Origin of the sequence: Rhodococcus sp. 27YEA6 (assembly GCF_044908235.1) — a bacterium.
In the GTDB taxonomy this organism is placed as follows: Bacteria; Actinomycetota; Actinomycetes; order Mycobacteriales; family Mycobacteriaceae; genus Rhodococcus_F; species Rhodococcus_F qingshengii.
In genome coordinates, this window is record NZ_JBIYCY010000007.1 from 72,391 (window position 1) to 89,224 (window position 16,834).

General features: G+C 60.9%; 27 protein-coding genes. 15 read left to right on the top strand and 12 right to left on the bottom strand.

Features of this window, described 5'->3' with window-relative positions; all coding sequences use genetic code 11:
- Positions 1 to 203 precede the first annotated feature (203 nt).
- Positions 204 to 641 carry a hypothetical protein gene (locus tag ABH939_RS19205; RefSeq protein WP_039972685.1) on the top strand — a complete coding sequence of 146 codons (438 nt, stop codon included), beginning with the start codon at positions 204 to 206 and terminating at the stop codon, positions 639 to 641.
- A 9-nt stretch (positions 642 to 650) separates the two neighbouring features.
- Here ABH939_RS19205 and ABH939_RS19210 read toward each other — a convergent pair whose 3' ends face one another.
- The 5 genes from ABH939_RS19210 to ABH939_RS19230 form a co-directional block, all read right to left on the bottom strand.
- Positions 651 to 962, bottom strand: coding sequence for a WhiB family transcriptional regulator (locus tag ABH939_RS19210; protein WP_277921635.1), 312 nt, complete (start codon positions 960 to 962; stop codon positions 651 to 653).
- 191 nt (positions 963 to 1,153) lie between these two features.
- Positions 1,154 to 1,825, bottom strand: a complete 672-nt coding sequence (locus ABH939_RS19215; protein ID WP_042925720.1) for an ANTAR domain-containing response regulator — start codon at positions 1,823 to 1,825, stop codon at positions 1,154 to 1,156.
- Positions 1,826 to 1,885: 60 nt separating this feature from the next.
- Positions 1,886 to 2,020, bottom strand: coding sequence for a hypothetical protein (locus ABH939_RS19220; protein ID WP_256082897.1), 135 nt, complete (start codon positions 2,018 to 2,020; stop codon positions 1,886 to 1,888).
- Positions 2,021 to 2,093: 73 nt separating this feature from the next.
- Positions 2,094 to 2,639: a Dps family protein gene (locus ABH939_RS19225; protein ID WP_003943731.1), complete on the bottom strand. Its 546-nt coding sequence runs from the start codon at positions 2,637 to 2,639 to the stop codon at positions 2,094 to 2,096.
- Positions 2,640 to 2,723: 84 nt separating this feature from the next.
- Complete coding sequence (locus ABH939_RS19230) at positions 2,724 to 2,882, bottom strand: hypothetical protein (protein ID WP_003943664.1); 159 nt, start codon at positions 2,880 to 2,882, stop codon at positions 2,724 to 2,726.
- A gap of 358 nt (positions 2,883 to 3,240) precedes the next feature.
- Here ABH939_RS19230 and ABH939_RS19235 point away from each other — a divergent pair, with 358 nt between their 5' ends.
- A complete protein-coding gene (locus ABH939_RS19235; protein WP_003943719.1) occupies positions 3,241 to 3,543 on the top strand; it encodes a MerR family transcriptional regulator in 303 nt (100 codons plus the stop codon).
- A 24-nt stretch (positions 3,544 to 3,567) separates the two neighbouring features.
- Here the strand turns inward: ABH939_RS19235 and ABH939_RS19240 are convergent, their stop codons facing one another.
- The 4 genes from ABH939_RS19240 to ABH939_RS19255 form a co-directional block, all read right to left on the bottom strand.
- Positions 3,568 to 3,945, bottom strand: a complete 378-nt coding sequence (locus tag ABH939_RS19240) for a hypothetical protein (protein ID WP_007726560.1) — start codon at positions 3,943 to 3,945, stop codon at positions 3,568 to 3,570.
- A 136-nt stretch (positions 3,946 to 4,081) separates the two neighbouring features.
- The gene (locus tag ABH939_RS19245) at positions 4,082 to 5,569 is read right to left on the bottom strand and encodes a trehalose-6-phosphate synthase (protein WP_064075809.1); all 1,488 of its coding nucleotides are present in this window, start codon (positions 5,567 to 5,569) and stop codon (positions 4,082 to 4,084) included.
- A complete protein-coding gene (locus ABH939_RS19250) occupies positions 5,566 to 5,985 on the bottom strand; it encodes an STAS domain-containing protein (RefSeq protein ID WP_209448401.1) in 420 nt (139 codons plus the stop codon). Before ABH939_RS19250 ends, ABH939_RS19245 begins: the two co-directional genes overlap by 4 nt.
- A 259-nt stretch (positions 5,986 to 6,244) precedes the next feature.
- Positions 6,245 to 6,433 (bottom strand): PI-type proteinase, encoded by a 189-nt coding sequence (locus tag ABH939_RS19255; protein WP_136472457.1) that lies wholly within the window; start codon positions 6,431 to 6,433, stop codon positions 6,245 to 6,247.
- A 167-nt stretch (positions 6,434 to 6,600) separates the two neighbouring features.
- Between ABH939_RS19255 and ABH939_RS19260 the strand changes: the two genes are divergently transcribed.
- The gene (locus ABH939_RS19260) at positions 6,601 to 6,849 is read left to right on the top strand and encodes a hypothetical protein (RefSeq protein ID WP_007726566.1); all 249 of its coding nucleotides are present in this window, start codon (positions 6,601 to 6,603) and stop codon (positions 6,847 to 6,849) included.
- Between the two features lie 220 nt (positions 6,850 to 7,069).
- Here the strand turns inward: ABH939_RS19260 and ABH939_RS19265 are convergent, their stop codons facing one another.
- Positions 7,070 to 7,561, bottom strand: a complete 492-nt coding sequence (locus ABH939_RS19265; RefSeq protein WP_404649976.1) for a hypothetical protein — start codon at positions 7,559 to 7,561, stop codon at positions 7,070 to 7,072.
- On the bottom strand, positions 7,558 to 8,136 hold the full coding sequence (locus tag ABH939_RS19270) for an RNA polymerase sigma factor (RefSeq protein ID WP_007726571.1): 579 nt from the start codon (positions 8,134 to 8,136) through the stop codon (positions 7,558 to 7,560). Before ABH939_RS19270 ends, ABH939_RS19265 begins: the two co-directional genes overlap by 4 nt.
- Positions 8,137 to 8,322: 186 nt before the next feature.
- Between ABH939_RS19270 and ABH939_RS19275 the strand changes: the two genes are divergently transcribed.
- From ABH939_RS19275 to ABH939_RS19320, 10 genes are all read left to right on the top strand, one after another.
- Positions 8,323 to 8,787: an Asp23/Gls24 family envelope stress response protein gene (locus tag ABH939_RS19275; protein WP_404649977.1), complete on the top strand. Its 465-nt coding sequence runs from the start codon at positions 8,323 to 8,325 to the stop codon at positions 8,785 to 8,787.
- The gene (locus ABH939_RS19280) at positions 8,784 to 9,068 is read left to right on the top strand and encodes a hypothetical protein (RefSeq protein ID WP_042452304.1); all 285 of its coding nucleotides are present in this window, start codon (positions 8,784 to 8,786) and stop codon (positions 9,066 to 9,068) included. Before ABH939_RS19275 ends, ABH939_RS19280 begins: the two co-directional genes overlap by 4 nt.
- A 70-nt stretch (positions 9,069 to 9,138) precedes the next feature.
- Positions 9,139 to 9,327 (top strand): hypothetical protein, encoded by a 189-nt coding sequence (locus tag ABH939_RS19285; protein ID WP_007726577.1) that lies wholly within the window; start codon positions 9,139 to 9,141, stop codon positions 9,325 to 9,327.
- 38 nt (positions 9,328 to 9,365) lie between these two features.
- A complete protein-coding gene (locus tag ABH939_RS19290) occupies positions 9,366 to 9,545 on the top strand; it encodes a hypothetical protein (RefSeq protein ID WP_003943629.1) in 180 nt (59 codons plus the stop codon).
- The gene (locus ABH939_RS19295) at positions 9,538 to 9,930 is read left to right on the top strand and encodes an Asp23/Gls24 family envelope stress response protein (RefSeq protein ID WP_042452300.1); all 393 of its coding nucleotides are present in this window, start codon (positions 9,538 to 9,540) and stop codon (positions 9,928 to 9,930) included. The genes ABH939_RS19290 and ABH939_RS19295 overlap by 8 nt, the downstream gene beginning before the upstream one ends.
- On the top strand, positions 9,927 to 10,496 hold the full coding sequence (locus ABH939_RS19300) for a DUF6286 domain-containing protein (RefSeq protein WP_270008669.1): 570 nt from the start codon (positions 9,927 to 9,929) through the stop codon (positions 10,494 to 10,496). Before ABH939_RS19295 ends, ABH939_RS19300 begins: the two co-directional genes overlap by 4 nt.
- Positions 10,493 to 11,077, top strand: coding sequence for a hypothetical protein (locus ABH939_RS19305; RefSeq protein ID WP_158170311.1), 585 nt, complete (start codon positions 10,493 to 10,495; stop codon positions 11,075 to 11,077). The genes ABH939_RS19300 and ABH939_RS19305 overlap by 4 nt, the downstream gene beginning before the upstream one ends.
- A gap of 64 nt (positions 11,078 to 11,141) precedes the next feature.
- Entirely contained in the window at positions 11,142 to 11,264 is a 123-nt protein-coding gene (locus ABH939_RS19310; protein WP_003943707.1) for a hypothetical protein, read from the top strand.
- Between the two features lie 222 nt (positions 11,265 to 11,486).
- Entirely contained in the window at positions 11,487 to 11,750 is a 264-nt protein-coding gene (locus tag ABH939_RS19315) for a GlsB/YeaQ/YmgE family stress response membrane protein (protein WP_042925709.1), read from the top strand.
- 101 nt (positions 11,751 to 11,851) lie between these two features.
- Complete coding sequence (locus ABH939_RS19320; protein ID WP_007726588.1) at positions 11,852 to 12,049, top strand: CsbD family protein; 198 nt, start codon at positions 11,852 to 11,854, stop codon at positions 12,047 to 12,049.
- A gap of 33 nt (positions 12,050 to 12,082) precedes the next feature.
- Here the strand turns inward: ABH939_RS19320 and ABH939_RS19325 are convergent, their stop codons facing one another.
- Entirely contained in the window at positions 12,083 to 12,805 is a 723-nt protein-coding gene (locus ABH939_RS19325) for a hypothetical protein (RefSeq protein WP_404649979.1), read from the bottom strand.
- A 306-nt stretch (positions 12,806 to 13,111) separates the two neighbouring features.
- On the opposite strand from ABH939_RS19325, the gene ABH939_RS19330 reads away from it, so the two are divergent.
- Positions 13,112 to 15,073, top strand: a complete 1,962-nt coding sequence (locus tag ABH939_RS19330; protein ID WP_065352047.1) for a hypothetical protein — start codon at positions 13,112 to 13,114, stop codon at positions 15,071 to 15,073.
- Positions 15,070 to 16,803 carry a glycosyltransferase family 39 protein gene (locus tag ABH939_RS19335; protein WP_212633946.1) on the top strand — a complete coding sequence of 578 codons (1,734 nt, stop codon included), beginning with the start codon at positions 15,070 to 15,072 and terminating at the stop codon, positions 16,801 to 16,803. Before ABH939_RS19330 ends, ABH939_RS19335 begins: the two co-directional genes overlap by 4 nt.
- Positions 16,804 to 16,834: the final 31 nt, after the last annotated feature.

Consider the following 16,834-nt stretch of genomic DNA (forward strand, 5'->3'; position numbering starts at 1 on the left):
GCGGACCGAGGCAAGGACCGGTACCGGCCGTGCGTGCCAGCCATCTCTACCCCGGAAGTATTCATGGCCTTGGATTACCCTTCGCCCGGCGAACTAACCCTCTTTACCCGAACTAGAGGATGAATTGTGAGACACATCACCTGTGGTGCGGACGTACCGAATCCTCATCTTTCATTTTCGCGTCGTTCGGGTACAGCCGCTTCATGGACACCCATTCGGACAGACAGATCCCCGTACACATACGACCGGAAGGTGTCACTGATGACGAGGTGAAGGCGGCAGGAGTGCTGTCGAACGCCCTTGAAACGGTGGAACGGGCACGCGGTGCTCTGTACGACTTCCATCAGCTGATAGGGCATGCCGATCTGATGCTCGACGAGGTCGTCGAGCTACTGCGATCCAGCGGCAACGACGACCTGGCCGACCAGGTCGAGGGCGAGTTGATGGGCCGGAACGTGGTCGAGGGGCGCTGGACTTTCCAGTTGGTCGAAGAGTTCGACGAGAACTACTGGTCGTTTTTTCGTGAATGCGAGAAAGTGGTGCGCGACAAGCTGGCAGGCGGAGTGCCGCACCTCTTCGAAGCCGAGATGAAGGAGCGACGCCGCACGCACGGTTTGCGGCACCACGAGGCCAGGCCCTGAGGTTCCTGTCTACTCTCGTGAGCTCGTCGCGGCACTGATCAGTGGTTCAGTTCGAGCTTTGCGCAACGATTCTCGCTCGGTCGCCGTCATGCCGCCCCAGATTCCGTGGGGTTCCCCGGTCTGGATGGCGTGCACCAGGCATCTCTGCACGACAGGGCATCTGGCGCACACCAGCTTCGCCGAACTCTCGCGCTTCGCTCGCCTGGAGCCGCGCTCGTTCGTGTCGTCGTAGAACAGAGCGGGGTCGGTGTCGCGGCAGGTGCCGGACAGTTGCCAATCCCACTCGTCGGCAAGGGGCCTGGGAGATGTGTAGGAGCGCATGAACATGGACGTTCCCTTCGCTGCGTGACGAACTCGACTCGGATCGCGGATCCAGGTCGGGTGTTAAGGCAAAGCTCGGTCCCGCCGGCCTGAACCGGCGGGACCTTCGAGGCTCCTCCCTCGAGGGGGAAGATTTCGGGGGTACCTCTGGTCGGTCATTACCCAGCCGTACAACTTTTGAATCCCGGTCGTCAGGAATTCTTTCGATCCACGGCACGTCGTTCTGCTGCGGCGACAAGACCACCGGCGATGTCGCGCACCTTGACGTTCCATTCCTGCGACATCTGGACCAGAAAGTCGAAGGCTTGGTCGGCCGAGCACTCACGCTCGGCCATCAGTAATCCCTTGGCCTGCTCGATCAAGGGCCGAGAATCCAAAGCTCTTCTCAGTTCGTCATTTTCCGCGCGAAGGCGGGTGAGGACGTCTGACGCCGAACTGGACTGCTGAGCCAGCGGTCGTTGAACCTCGTATACACGATGAAGCACACCGATGACCCTGCCGTCATCATCGGTGACGGCGGAATTCACCGTATTCCAATAGCGGGTGACAAACATCCCGCTCCCGCGCTCGTCGCGCACGTCGTAACGCTGAGTCGGCAGTGCGTCCCGAGTTCGGGACCGCATCGTGCGCTCGAATGACGCTGTCAACGAGAAGATTCCATCGGCAAACGAGTCGTCGGGATTGTCGGGGAAGGCTTCGAACACTTCCACTCGGTGCAATTGATCGAGGCTGCGACCGGATACGGCAAGGTATTCGTCGTTTGCGCCCTGGATACGAAAATCGCTGTCCACGAGCAGAAGAGAAGAACTGCTTGCCGCAAATCGATCGCTACGAACGATCGAGCGGAGAGTGCTCGAACTCATGATTGTGTCGTTTCTGTCCTGTCTTCGACGGTTGCGGCCCCTGATATTTCAGATGATATTTCAGAAGTAGGTGATCGCGAGAACTCCAAGGGCGGTGCCTGCCACGATCGATCCGAACAACAAACGCTGCTGCAACACGAACATCTGATACTCGCGACGTGTTTGTGTCGACGTGCCGCGCGAGTCCGCAGACATGCTCTTGCCCTTTCCTGTTGTGGGGAGTGCGATTTCGGCCGACCCCCGATCGGCCGAAACCGCGGACGGTGCATCAGTTCTGACGCGCCTCATTTGCGGCATCCTGCTCGGTGGACGCGCCTTCGTGTACGAGGCTGCCACCCGAGTTCTCGAGGTGAGCACGAACGAACCACTGGAACTTTTCCAACTGCGCCGTCTGGCCGATCAACATGTCCTCGGTGATCGGATCGATCTTGCCGACACTGTCGATTGCGGTGCGACTGTCGGTGATGATCCCGGTGTAGACGAGGTCGAGCGCAGCGAGGTGCGCACGAGCGTCGTCGCGGCCGACGGAGTAGTCGTCCCACGTTCGATCGCGCTCGATTGCTCCCGCGGTGCCCTTGGGCGAGTTACCCAGTGCCGCGATACGTTCGGCCACATCGTCGGCGTAGCCGCGAACCAACTCCACCTGGGGGTCGATCATCTCGTGCACGCCGATGAAGTTGGGGCCCACGACGTTCCAGTGAACGTGCTTGAGCGTGAGGTGAAGATCGTTGTAGGCGCTAAGGCGTTCCTGCAGAATATCGGCGACGGACGAACCGTCTGCGCTGCTCAGTCCCGGTACGGTGAACTCGGACATATGTTTTCCTCTCGTCTTGATGGGGATCGCCCTCCAGTGGGGCGGTCTCGCGCCATCGTCAATCGGATCGCGTGTCGGTCAGGTTCAGTGCGCGAGTGCTACTGGCTCCTCTGTCACCGGGTCGCCGTACATCATCGCGATTCGGCGCTTGACCTCTTCGGTTGTCAAAGTCGCACTTGCGACAGTGATTCCGATGCCGGTGGTGCTCTCGCCCTGTGTGGGCGGGATGTCGATCGTCGTCATCTTGCTCCCGGTGAAGAGTGTGCCGTGTGGGAGTCGGCTGAACCACCGACTCCGACGTCTGGGTGTTCTGCGCCTTCGAGCTCCAGTTATGGCGCTTTCAGGTGCTACAAAATCTATATCAGCCGATGTAGATAATTGGCAAGGCTACTTCGATTCGCGGGCGAAGGAAAGCGCATTGTGCAATCTTGTCGAAATCGGCTTTGATCTGCCATTTCACGCCTTTTCTGCTCGACGATTCTTGTTGTCAGTGGTCCTGGACACGCTTGAATCTATGTCCTGGGCGTCAGATTCACTGCGTGATGGTGCTAAGGTCGGGTGACGCCGATTGAGACAGCCGACACCGAACTAGGAGGTTCCAGTGACGTCGGAATCCCAGACCCGGGCGCTGCGCGGCGTGTACGGGATCTCAGTGATGTCTGAACTGTCCGGGGTAGGACCTCAGACGCTGCGCCTTTACGAGCGAAGGGGCTTGCTCACACCAACCCGCACCGATGGCGGTACGCGCCGGTACAGCGAGGCCGACCTGGATACGCTCGGACGAATCACCGCGCTGATCGACGACGGAGTCAATCTCGTCGGTATTCGTCTGATTCTGTCCCTCGAGGCCGAGAATGCAGTCTTAGCGGCTCGAATCAGCCAGTTGACCGCCGAGGGGGACTAGTGGTGCTGCTCGAGACGATGCCGTTCAGGATGGAGTTTCGGTGCGGGTAGGGTCGCCGAAGTCCGCGTCGGCGGAGATTTTGTTCCCTGCCGCTGCGATCTGTTCGAGCGCGGCGTCCAAAGCATCGACCAACCATTGATGCGACGCCTCCGCGAGGAGGCGATCCGGAGTGTCGGTGTTCTCGGATTGGAAGAACCGCACCAGCCATGATTCTCCGTTGTCGGGTCGATCGGAGAGTCCAGCCGCGGTATTGGTCGCCAGAAGGAACCGGTTGTATTCGAGGTCAACACGAATGGCGTACTCGCCGAACAGGTTCACCACGTTGGCCGGCCGATGAGTAGCGGCAGCGAGCGCAATGAGAGCGTCGTTGTAGGTTTCGGAGTACTTCATCGTGAGGGGCATGGTCGGCCTGTCTTTCTGGGCCGATGCAGCATTGCACGGCTATGTCGAGGAGATCAGTTCGCAGCCGCTGCTTGACGATGAACTGAAACCAATCCTAGCTCGAGCCTCCGAGCGCACTGACGCAAGCCCGTGAGGGTCAGTTGTTGCGCGCAAAGTTCGACTCACGCTCCGTGACGAACTGATCGTCCGGAAGCGGTCCGGGTGGGGCAAGCGCAGTCAGGAACGACTCGGCCCACTGATGCACATCGTGTGTCATGACCTGTCGATGCAGCGCAGCCATACGTCGACGGCCTTCCTTCGGATCCTGATGAACCGCGGTCAGGATCGTATTCTTCACGCCGTCCAAATCGTGCGGGTTGACCAGATATGACTGTCGTAATTCCATTGCGGCACCGGTGAACTCGCTGAGAACGAGAGCACCTCCGAGGTCGCCACGACAGGCCACGTACTCCTTGGCCACCAGATTCATCCCGTCGCGCATCGGCGTCACGAGCATGACGTCGGCAGCGACGAACAGTGCGATCAGTTCTTCACGGTCGACCGGCTGATACAGATAATGAACGACGGGGCGGCCGATCTGACTGTGGTCACCGTTGATGCGGCCCACCTGCTCTTCGATGACGCTACGCAGGTCGATATAGTGCTGCACGCGTTCACGACTGGGCGTCGCGAGCTGCACCATCGTGTACTTCTCCGGATCCAGACGATCCTCGTCGAGGAGTTCCTTCAAGGCTTGAAGCCGCAGGTCGATACCCTTGGTGTAGTCCAGCCGGTCGACTCCCAGCAAGATTTTCTCGGGATTTCCCAGCTCTTCCTTCAATTCGCGCGCGCGACGCAGGACCGAATCGCTTTTCGACTGGCGCTCGAGTTCGGCAGAATCGACGGAGATGGGAAAGGCGCCCACCTTGACGACGCGAGAATCGAAATCCACATGCCCGAGCGCACTTCGAACACCGACGCCCGCGGTCGTCGTCTTGAGGCCGAGAAGTTTGCGGGCCAAGAACAGGAAATTGTTTGCGCCACCAGGTAAGTGGAAGCCGATCAGATCGGCGCCCAGCATTCCCCTGACGATCTCCTTGCGCCACGGAAGCTGCATGAAGAGCTCGACCGGAGGGAACGGGATGTGAAGAAAGAACCCGATCGTCAGATCTGGCCGCAGCTCGCGCAGCATCGCCGGCACAAGTTGCAACTGATAGTCCTGCACCCAGACAGTCGCTCCGTCCGCGGCGCAACGCGCGGTTTCCTCGGCGAACCGCTGGTTGACTGCGACGTAGGTGTGCCACCACGACCGCTCGAACGTCGGAGCCACCAGAACGTCGTGGTAGAGCGGCCACAACGTGTCGTTGGAGAACCCCTCGTAGTACTCGGCGAGGTCCTGAGAGGTCAGCTCGACGGGAAACAGACGAAGGCCGTCAACCACTATCGGATCGACCTTCTCGTCCGCGACCCCCGGCCAGCCGACCCAGGCGCCATCCCGCTGTCGGAGGATGGGTTCGAGCGCAGTGACGAGCCCACCCGGACTTCGCTTCCAGTTCTTGCTTCCGTCTTCGTCGGTTTCGAGATCGACCGGCAGTCGGTTTGCGACGACGACGAATTCGGAGAGCTTTTCGAGATCGGTACTCACGCCGACATCGGCTCCGCCAGGGTCTCGTCCAGGACGGAGGTCGAGGACAGGTACGCGACTGCATCGGCTGTCGAGTCGGTGTACACGATGTCGGTGTCCATCTTCAGAAGAGACAGCGGACGCCTGACAGGGTGCGCTGCGACGAGCGTCCACGGCACGCCGAGCCTCCGTGCCTTGGCCGACAGAGTCTCGATGATGGAAAGACCTCCGACGGAGATGAACTGGACGTCCGAGCAGTCGAGTACGAACGGGTGTCGCTCACCGATCAGGTCGTCGACGCAGGCAGCGAAATCAGCTCGGGACCGGACGTCGATCTCGCCGCTGACCACGAGCGACTGAATGTTTTCGGCACAGGTCGTCGTGAAGGTGGGGGGACTGTCCGTACGCTCATCTGTAGTTCTCGAAAGCTCGTTCATCGAAACTCCTGACGGATTGCTCGAAACGGTTCGTTCGAACGGTCTGGTTCGAAACGGTTTCGTTCGAAACCGGGAAACGGCACGGGAAGCAACGCACGAACCGTGCTCGTCTTCAACGGCTGGGTACTCAACCGTGCTGAGTGCCTACCTTACCGCATCGCGAAAACCCAGGTGAAAAGCGTTAGATCCGTACGGATTTCAAGGTCCCGTGAGCGTCGGCCCACGGGACCTTGGTCCCGATGGTTCAGACCTTCCGGGATCAGTCGGTGTCAGTCGCCGGGCCGGTGCTCGAGGCTCCGCCCTCGTCGGCCCACGTACGTTCGCCCGACGGATCGGTCTGAACGTCCTTGGGTGCGGTGTCGGAGCCGGTTCCCGGACCGTGGTCGGTGCCGGTGGTCTGCGGCTCGTCCGTCTGATCCGTGCGGTCGGTGGAATTCTGTTCACTCATGGTGTGCGTTTCCTTCGGGAAGTCGTTGTTCATGTACTTGTCGTTTCCTGCTCACCCGCGAGGGGTACTCAGTAGGGAGTAGTGCGTCACGTCGAGCCAGTACGTCACGTCGAGTCCATACCGGCAAAGTCAGCTGTCACCGAAGCAGGAGATTTCACGTGAACCATATGACCGTGACGACCGAACACCTGCGTGCACTGCTGGGCAGTGGCCCCCATTCGGAACTGGTAGCGGTCGGGGGCGAGATCGAGATCTACGTCCCCGATGAAGAAGGGTTCGGTCTCGAGGGTATCTCGCTTGTCACTCGCGAGCAGTTGGCCGAACGTCTACCGTCCTCACCCGACAACCCCGACGAAGGTGAACTACGTATCGCCGCAGAATCGTTGAGCGAGATGATCGCCGAACTCGGCGGTTGAACTCCGAAGTTCGGGGCAGCCGACGTCAGATCTGCGGGATCGGATCCGGAGGGTACGGGTTCGGTGGCGTCGGAGTCGGTGGCACGGGCGGCGGATTCATCGGATCGGGTGGTGTCGGCGCCGGTGGTGTCGGCGGCCCCGGGTCGGGGGCGGGGCCCGGATCCGGTGGTGGGGGAGTGGTCATGAGTGCCGGGTTCCCAAACACTTGCTGAACAAACACCTAGTGTTCGGAGTGGCTTTTGGTGTTCCCTTCGGCAGGTAGATCATCGACGATGTCGGCTACGGCGACGTGGATGCTCTCTGCAGAGACCGGTGGGTCCGTGTCGCCGAGGATCAGGTGAACGACATCGACGACGGTGAATCGAACCCGGTCCGACAGTTCGGCCAGATCCACTCCGTATGGCGCTGCCAGTTCGATACGTAGTGAACGTATTTCGTGGCCGTCGACGAAGAACTCGATGCTGCTCGGCGAGCAGTGGTGCCGAGAACGTATCTCGGCGGCCAAGTGGGTGCGGAGTACGTGATCGCTCACCGACACCGTGCCTAGACGTGGACCTTCCGACGCGTGTGCGTCGAGCGGCCAACCGGACGCCGAGGTCGACCGTAGCGCCCGGATCACCTTGTCGCTGATTCGATCCCAGCCCGGCTCGGGAGCGTTCCGCAGGACGTCGGATGCGTGCGCCATCAATGCGTCGGTTCGTGATTCAGTCATCGCCACCTCGTCATTCGTTCACTCAGGTTAGCCCGTGCACGATGGTGATGCCCGCGCACCGCATCCGGGGTGAGTCTTAGAATCTTGCCGATTTGAACGAACGTGAGCATCTCCACCTCTCGCAGCGTCCATGCCGCACGCTGGCGATAAGGCAGTTCACCCAACGCTTCTTCCAGTGCCTCGAGGAACGCGGAGTTCGAGGTCGTGTCGAACGGGCCGGCCTCGGGAGACGGCACGAGAGGATCGAGCAATCTGTCGTCGATCGGTTGAGCTCTCTTGATTCGATAGCTGTCCACGATCTTTCGGGAACAGATCGCGAAAAGCCATGTTCGCATCGACGATTCGCCACGAAACGAATCGAGTCGACGCCAGGCGGCCACGAAGGTGTCCTGGACTACCTCGAGAATGTCACCTTCGTCTGCGAGCATGCGACGCGCATAGCGGTGAAGTGCAGGTCCGTAGTAGTGCACCAGTGACTCGAATGCTTCTCGGTCGCCGAGTATCGCAGCGTTCACTGTCGCGGTGTCCAAACCGTCAGGTGCTTCGGTGAGCCCCTGTGTGTGCGGTAACGCCACAGTCGCTCCTCTCGCGGAAATGCGGAAAACTCGGCTGCGTTCGAAGATTGTTCGCCCGGCCGGGGCGTTGAATGTTACGGACAGTAACTAACAAGTGTCAGTGATGCACGTCACCTGACTGGGGCATTCGGTTTTGCCTTCGAGTGGCGACTACACAGGTAGATCGATCAACAGGAGGAGATGACAATGGTCAGCACGCAGGTTGCGACAGCATCTACGAAGGATGTTGAATCATCGAACGACTCGGCTCTCGTGAGTTCGCAAGGAAAGACGTCGATCGCCGACACCGTTGTCTCGAAGATTGCCGGTATCGCTACGCGAGAGGTGAGCGGCGTGTACGACGTCGGCGGCGGAGCGTCGCGGGTTGTCGGGGCACTGCGCGAGCGGATCCCCGGCGCGAGTGTCAACCACTCCCAGGGAGTATCGGTCGAGGTCGGCGAAAAGCAGGCAGCGGTCGACATCGACATCGTGGCCGAGTACGGCGTATCGCTCGCCGATCTGGCCACCGGCATTCGCCGCAACGTCATTGCGGCGCTCGAACGGATGACGGGTCTCGAAGTGACCGAGGTGAACATCACGGTTCACGACGTTCACCTCGACGAGGGCAGTGACGACGAAACCGGCGAGCCCAAGACTGCACGGGTGCAGTGAGTTCCGAAATCGCCGACACCATCGCGGCGGCTGTGACGGGGATACCTGGGGTCGCCTCGCTTCATGCCGGAATGTTCGGCGAGGTTGGCACTTACCTCCCCGGTCGCCGCGTCGTCGGCGTGCGGGTGACGGAGTCGTCGACAGACATCCATGTGTGCATCTTCGCCGACGCCGCCGTTCGAGATACGGCTTTACGTATCCGCCAAGCGGTTTCAGGACTCGTTACAGGCCCCGTGAACGTGACAGTGGAAGACGTAGTCGGTCGTGCGCACGATGCCTGAGCACTCTCGGGGTTCAGTTCCTGATCGACGATCCGCACGCCGAGAGGCGATCAGGAACTACCACCCCGACGTGGGCGGATCTGCCGACGCGCTCAATCGAGCGCTCGAACGCGTCGACCGGGACTTCGCGTCCCCGATCGGTGTGGGTGTGCGCAGGACACTGCGCGGCACGATGCGGCAGATAGCGAAACCCGCTCGGACCCAGTACACGCGTTTGCGCGCTCGGTTTCCGGGTGCCAAGACCTACACCGAGATCTGACTCGCACCATCGAACATCATCCACAACGGAGGATTCACATGACCACCTCGACTGTCGGCCTACTGGCAGGACTACTTCTCGGAGTCGCAGCTGCTGCAGGCGGTTTCACCGGATTCCTCATCGCTCTGGTTCTCGGTGTGATCGGATACCTCGTCGGTGGTCAGCGTGACGGCGAGTTCGATCTCGGTGTGATGCTGAAGGGTCGCGGACGTGGCTGAGACAGCTCGACCGGAGTCGTCTGTGCTTGCCGAGCCGGGCGATCGTGGAACGCTGACGATTCGAGACAGAGTCGCGCAGAAGTTGGTTCTCGAGGCGACGCGCGGGACCCCGGGGGTGCGTCATCACGCCGGCGGCATGGACAAACTGACCGGGCGTGAACTGCCGAGGGCGCGAGTGCTGGTATCCGGCAAGCGGGTACGGGCCAAGGTGGACATCGCGATCGAGTGGCCCGGATCCTTGTCGGTCATCGGTACAGCGGTGCGAGAGAACGTGACAACCCAGTTGCAGTCTGTATCGGGCCTGGACGTAGACGGCGTGGACGTGGCGATCGTGAGCGTTCTCCCGGCATCGACCACGCGTGACGCGGGAAGGAAAGTGCGATGACCGCCGACAAGGTCGCACCACCCACTGCCTCGAGGGCTGCTGCTCCTGTTCCCCTTGCGGCGCCCGGATCGGCCGTCACGGGATTCCTCATCGCCGCGGCGCTACTTGCGCTCGGCGTGGTCGGCGTCCGCGACGCGCTGGTGGATACCGGCGTGATCACCGGGTCGCAGTGGATACCAAGTGCTGCCGCATATGTGGACGGGCTCGCGTACCAGGGTTGGATGTTGCCGGCGGGGATCGCAGCCGTCGTTCTCGGCCTGTGGTTCGTCATCCTCGGACTCAAACCGCGACGAAAGACTGCCAATGCCTTGGTCGGAGTCGCGAATACGTGGATCGATCCCGTCGATGTAGCGGCGATAGCGTCTGTTCGCGTCGAGTCACTGGCCCAGGTTCGATCCGCTTCGTCACACGCGACCCGGCGCAAGCTGGAAGTGAAGGCCTCGGTCACGCCCGATGGAGCCGCCACCGCTGAATCGGAAATCCGTGCGGTGCTGGGGGACTTGGCCGGGTCGCTGTCACCATCGCCGCGAATCAAGGTTCGTATCCAGACGGGATCGCTGTCATGACTCGGACGGCGACGGCGATGGATCGCGTGGCGACATGCGTCGTGGGGATGCTCGCGATAGCGGTGGGAGTTGCAGCGATCCTGTGGAATCGCGACGTGATCAAGGATTTCCCGGCGCGTATCGAGATCCCGTGGGCTGAAGATCTTGTCGATCACTCGTGGTGGCCATGGGCTGTCGGAGCTGGGGGAGTACTGCTAGTCCTCCTCGCGTTGCGGTGGTTGATCGCGCATGTGCCGCTGCGTCGGGTGAAGGAGATCGCCGTCCATGGGTCGAACTCACACAATTCCATCACCGCGGATCTGGGTGCGGTGGCGGAAGGGGCGAGCGCATCACTGGAGGACTTCGACGAAGTGTCGCGTGTCCGAGGAAAAGCGTTGCTCGATCGTGGAGTTCGCACGATCGATTTGCGAGTGACATTGAGACGTAGCGTCGTATCCGGATCGGAAACGTTGTCCGAGCTGATTTCTCGCGTCACCGACACGGGGGATCAAGTCGCTGCGGTGGTCGGTGATCCATCCATCGCGACCAGAACTCACATCGCCGTGGAAAGCGCGAAACACGATGAGCCGAGAACTCTCTGATCAATCGAGGTTTGAGCCTCCCGACGGCCGGGTATTGGTAGACCTCCCGATCGTGCACAGAGTCATGGATGTTGCTGTGGCACTGTGCGTCACGGTGCTCCTGGCGACCGTCACTTCGATGGCGATCGCGATCGTAGTGACGCTGATCATGTGCGCGTCGGTGAGTGTCGTTTCTCGTATGTGGTGAATCGCCAGTCATTTTGGTTCTGTCGTGAACACCTGATAGAAAGGTAAGCAGACAATGTGGCTGCTACTGAGTGCACGATCCCCCGCGTCGTGCGGCGGAGAGTCCGGTTGTGTGCAAACACTACCCGCGATCACGGTCTAGTTGCGCGGGCCGATCGCTCGGAACTCTCCCTTTACCGGCAGTCTCTCATTGCGCCGCCCCTCTTTACTCTAAGGAGTCCAAATGCTTCCTCTCGGTATCATCGCCTGGATCATCATCGGTGGACTGGCGGGTTGGATCGGCAGTAAGATCATGAAAACCGATGCGCAGCAGGGGATCTTCCTCAACATCGTTGTCGGTATCATCGGCGGTCTGATCGGTGGTTTCCTGCTTCGAGTCTTCGGCGTCGATGTCGAGGGCGCGGGCTGGATCTTCAGCTTCCTCACTTGCCTCCTCGGCGCTGTCATCTTGCTGTTCCTGGTCAAGGCAGTCACCGGAAAACGCTGACACGCATTTGTCCACGCAGTTCGAGTTCGACTGAATCCACGACCGAATTCCACGGCCGAACGCACGACCGAATCCACACCGAATTCAAGAAGGAGAAATACATGTCTGACTTCATCGACAAGGCAAAGCACCGCGCTGAGGATCTCATCGGCGAGGCGAAGGAAAAGTTCGGAAACGCCACGGGCAACGATGATCTGGCTGCCGAGGGTGTTGCCGATCAGGGCGAGGCGAAGGTCAAGAAGGCCGGAGACACTGTCAGTGACAAGGTCTCGGATATCAAGGACAAGTTCACAAGCTGAGTGAGCTTCAGCGCGGTTGATCGGCATGTCCGGTCAACCGCGCTTTTGTGTGCCTCCCCGGCCGTTGCGGCTACCGCGATACGCGAACTTGCGCGTTTCTGCGAGCCACTCCGGAAGCATGCGCATGTGGGCCGGTGTGTTCAGAATCGAATCGAAGGACGGCTGTAGGCAATCCGGGTGGTCCTCGACTTCGTCGAGGCAGAGATGTCCGATCGGTATCAACTGAAGTTGAATCCTCGCGAGGTACACGGAGAAGTGCAGCGGGGAATGATCGACCGCAGCTTTCAATGCTGACAAAGAAGTGCCGGCCGGATGGACACCGCGCGGTGTCACGATCAGCCACGCCGCGGCACCGCCCGCGCGTGAGTAAGGAACCAGTGTGCTGTATCTCGCGCCGTTCCACGAGAAAGCCGGAGCTGGAAACATTTTCGAGAAGGTAGAAAGTCCTGATGTTGCGAGAAGAATGTCCCACGGGTTTTCATCTGCGCCGACATCGTGCAACCGAAGCGCCAGGCCGAGTACGTCGGGTAGGTCTCCGGGTGTTCCGAGGGCTTTCGACATTCGAGCGGTGACGGTAATCGTCGACGACTCCGATACCGGCCACCATGGGGTGGCCGGCTTCAATGTTCCCTTCAGTTCGATCCCGTGAGGGTGAAAAACCCTGGCCATGCGCAGCGATGATGCGAAGTGGAACGGCGCACCGACCAGCTTCCCGATCGCACTCTTGCCGGCGGGGATGATCGAATTGATCGTCACAGCTTCCTTTATCTGAGAATTCTCCGCCCGTGAAGCGCCCGGACTGGACGGACGTTCAGGCGTATTGACGGGCTTTTCAGTGGCGTCTTTCGACTTCCCAATGGTGGTGATTGCTAATCATGTGACATGCCGTAACAAAAGTCTCGCCCGCCGGGATAATTAGCCAAACGCATAAATTGGTCGTTATGGTTTGTTTGTCCGTAACGGTGCGATCGGACCTGCGACCGTCGCGAACTGGCGAGATTGCTACTCGTGATTTGTGTTTGGTGATTGCGCGGAAACAAGAAATGTCGAGGAGACACGCTGATGGGCCACTCTCGAACCTGGCTGACGCGCGCGCTGGCAATGCCGGTGGCTGTCGCGGTCACTTTGTTGCTTCCGCTCGGCAGTGTCGCCTCCGCCCAGGATTTCGAGGACGACGCAGATACTTCGGTGGCCGCCGCAGCCACAACTCCGATCTCCTTCACCGAACTCGGACGAGGAACAGACATCGTGTTCTCCTCTGATGACGCACCCGTCTTGGTGACCGTGCCGGTGCCGGACGGACTCACCGCAACAGCCGTGACCGGAATCCTGACCGCCCCGACCGACTTCAGTAGGGGTTGGCTCGAAGTGACTGCGGACGGCAGATTGGTGAGCCGCGTCGACTTCGACGCCGGGCAGGCCGGAACCGGCCTACCGATTTCGGTTCCGTTGCAAGGTCTCGAAGTGGTCGACCGGAGCGTGACCGTGTCGATGATCGCTCACCTCGTTCCCGTCGACGACCGCTGCTACGACCGAACGAGATACCAGCCCCTTGCGCTCCGGGATGCCTTTGTCGCCTACGACGGTGCCGAGCAGCAGCCCACGACTGTTGCAACCTTCTTTCCGCCGATTTTGAGGAAGGCAACCATCTACGTCACGGATGGTTCGTCACGGTCACAGCAGAGTGCGGCTCTGCAGCTGAGTGCAGCGATTGTCAACAAGTACGGAAGTCAGCCTGACGCCGTGGTGGTGGAACAACTGCCGAACGGCCAGAGTCTGCCGTCCGCTGAGCCGGGACTGTTCGAGAGAGCTGTAGTACTCGGCAACAGTGGGGACGCCGGCATCGATCTCGCGGCTGCTCCGAATGGTGCACCAGTGCTGCGAATTTCAGGGGACGACAAGACCCTCGTTCCTCAGGTCAGTCTGTTGGCGGCGAACTTCGACGGCTACTGGGCGGCGAGCAGGGCGCTCGCGTCACCGGACAACACAGTTGCCCAGATTTCCCAGGACGCCATCACCGTCGGTGAGCTGAAGCTCGGAACGTTGACGGCTTCCGGTCTCAATCACATCGAGGTCGACGTCCCGTTCAGCCAGTCGCAACTGGGGCGTCCGATGAAGGACGTGTCGATCCGAATGATCGGTTCCTATGTACCGCTGCCGAATTCACGCAACGGAGAACTGTCGATTTCGCTGGGGGACTCACGGCTTGCTTCGCAGACGGTGAACGAGACAGGGCGCTTCGACATCGGCGTCGATGTTCCGAACGAACTCCTGCGTCGCGACCTGACCTTCGAAGTCTCGATGGATGTGACCGGCGACTTCCAATGCGGCACCAGTAGCCCGTCTTCGCTCACTGTCGATCCGGCAAGCACCATCACGTCCACTACCGGATTCCCGCCGACGCCTGGAGGATTCCAGGCATTACCGCAGTCGATGCTGCCCACACTCGATGTCGGTTTGAGTCACGGTGATTTCGCAGATCTCGTTCGCGCGCAGCGCCTCGTTGTCGCGATGCAGCGGTTGAGCTATCTGCCGCTGCAACCGCGTGTGCTCCCCTTCGGCGACGCGGCGACCAGTTCGCTGCCGGCGTTGTTGATCGCGGCGGACGGGAAGCTTCCCACTCCGGTGGCTCTACCCATGGACACAGCAGATCAAGGGCTCCTGCGCTTGCAGGGTCTTGAATTCGGTGGACAATACGGTGCCTTGCAGGTGGTTTCGGGTTCGCACAACGAAGTGGTGGCGCTGACCTCTGAGGGTGATGCGGCCGATGCCGACGGTCTGCTCAACTGGTTGGAAAGTGGGAAGGACCGGTTCGCAGAACTGACCGGCGATCTCCTGGTCGCGCCTCGGGGAAGTGAGCCCTTCGATGTCGGAGTCAACGTCGCCCCGTTGGGCACCGCGGCCTCGGCCGAAGAGGAGACCGGACTGAGCGCGGTCACGATCGGCTGGATCGGATTCGGGACCGTGGTTCTGATCGCTGTTGCCGTCGGTGGTGTGCTCGTAGCTCGGCGTCGCGGACAGTGACCGTCACCGATCGCCCGGCCCTGTCCGTCGCGGTCCACGATCTACCGGGCCGCAAGCCATGGCGGATGTTCGTCGCGCTCTTCGCGATCTACACCGCGTTGGGCGTGTGGATGAACGCGGGTATCGGGTTCATCTTCACCGATTCGCTCAGCCGCGTCGCCGCGGTGTCGGCGATGCTGCTCAGCCGTGATCCGCACTTCGCGGCGATCGGGTTCGTGTTCACCCCGTTGACGGCGGCAGTCCAGATTCCGATGGGCCTGATGGGTCATTGGTGGCCGGATCTGCTGCGGTGGAACATCACTGCGGTCGTGATGTCCGCGGCCTTCATGGCTGGTGCTGTGATTCAGGTACGTGGGATCAGCCGCGACCGTGGGTGTGCGCGATGGGTCACCGTCGTCCTGACCGTGCTGTTCGCTGTCAACCCGATGATCGTCATGTACGCGGCGAGCGGAATGAGCGAAGCTCCGTTCCTCTTCTTCGTTCTGTGGGCGACACGTCGGTTGATTCGGTGGATGCGAAGCGACGACGTACACGACCTCATCGGTGCCGGCCTCGCTTTCGCTCTGGCGTACCTCACCAGATACGACGCATTGGCCCCGCTGTTCGTCGCGGTGGTGCTGGTGACCGTGGTGAGTTGGCTTCGTTTCCGCCCGACTGCTGACGAGCGCGGCGAGGGCGCGGGGCCTGGCTTGCGGCTCTGGGCAGCAGCCCTCGACGGTGCCGTAGTGCTGATGCCGGGATTCCTTGCCTTCGCCTTGTGGTCGTTTGCCAGTTGGCTCATCACAGGTCAAGCGTTCCAACAGTTCTCGTCGGTCTACGGGAACAGTTCCATCCTGGAGCAGGCTGGTGCCGGAACCGACTCACCGATCGCCCGTCTTGCGTTCTCGATTACCGAAATGGCCGTACTCGGCCCGGCGCTCCCGGTGCTCGCGGTCCTTGCAATCATCTACGCACTTCGGCGGCGCGACACCGAAGTGGTCGTGCCTCTTGTGTTGTTCGGCGCCATCCTCGGTGCCCAAACCTTGCTCTACGTGATGGGATCGACGTTTCCCCTTCTGCGCTTCTACATTTCGATCATTCCGCTGTGTTTCGTGTTGGTCGTCCTGATCGCACCTCGCGGTGCGCCGGTCGTCACGCGTCGACCGGGGGCTGCTGCGTCACGCTCGGTATCGACGTACCCCGAGCAGTCGGGGCCCTCTCTGCCCCTTGTGATCTCTCTGTGCTTGCTGGTCGGGTCGACGCTGGTCACGTTTGTCGCGATGGGTAATGCGCGGATCGCAGTGCTCGAGCATTCCATTGCCAGTGCGATCATTCCGGGCCGGCAGAACCTGGAGGAGCAGACGAATCTGCGCACGTTTGCGGCCGAGCGTCGCATCGCCAGGTACCTGGACGACTTGGCTCTGCCGGAGGGGTCGGTTCTGCTCGACACCGTGCAGAGCTATGCCGTCGTGGCGTCGTCGAACAACCCTCGGCAATTCGTCGTGCCTTCCGATGCGGACTTCGTGCGCGTACTGAACAACCCCGCCGAACATCACGTCGAATACATCCTGTCGGTGCCGAACACCGGTCGCGGTGTGTCGGACGCGGTCAATCGGCGCTATCCGACGATGTACGACACCGGGGCCGGCGGTGTGGGAGCGCTGGTACTCGAGGTTCCCAACGACGGCGGCATGGACCCTTCGGCCTGGCGTTTGTATCGCGTCACCGGTGAACGGCAAACGGGTCGATGAGGCAATTCGTGTGGGAGGATTGTCCGTATGA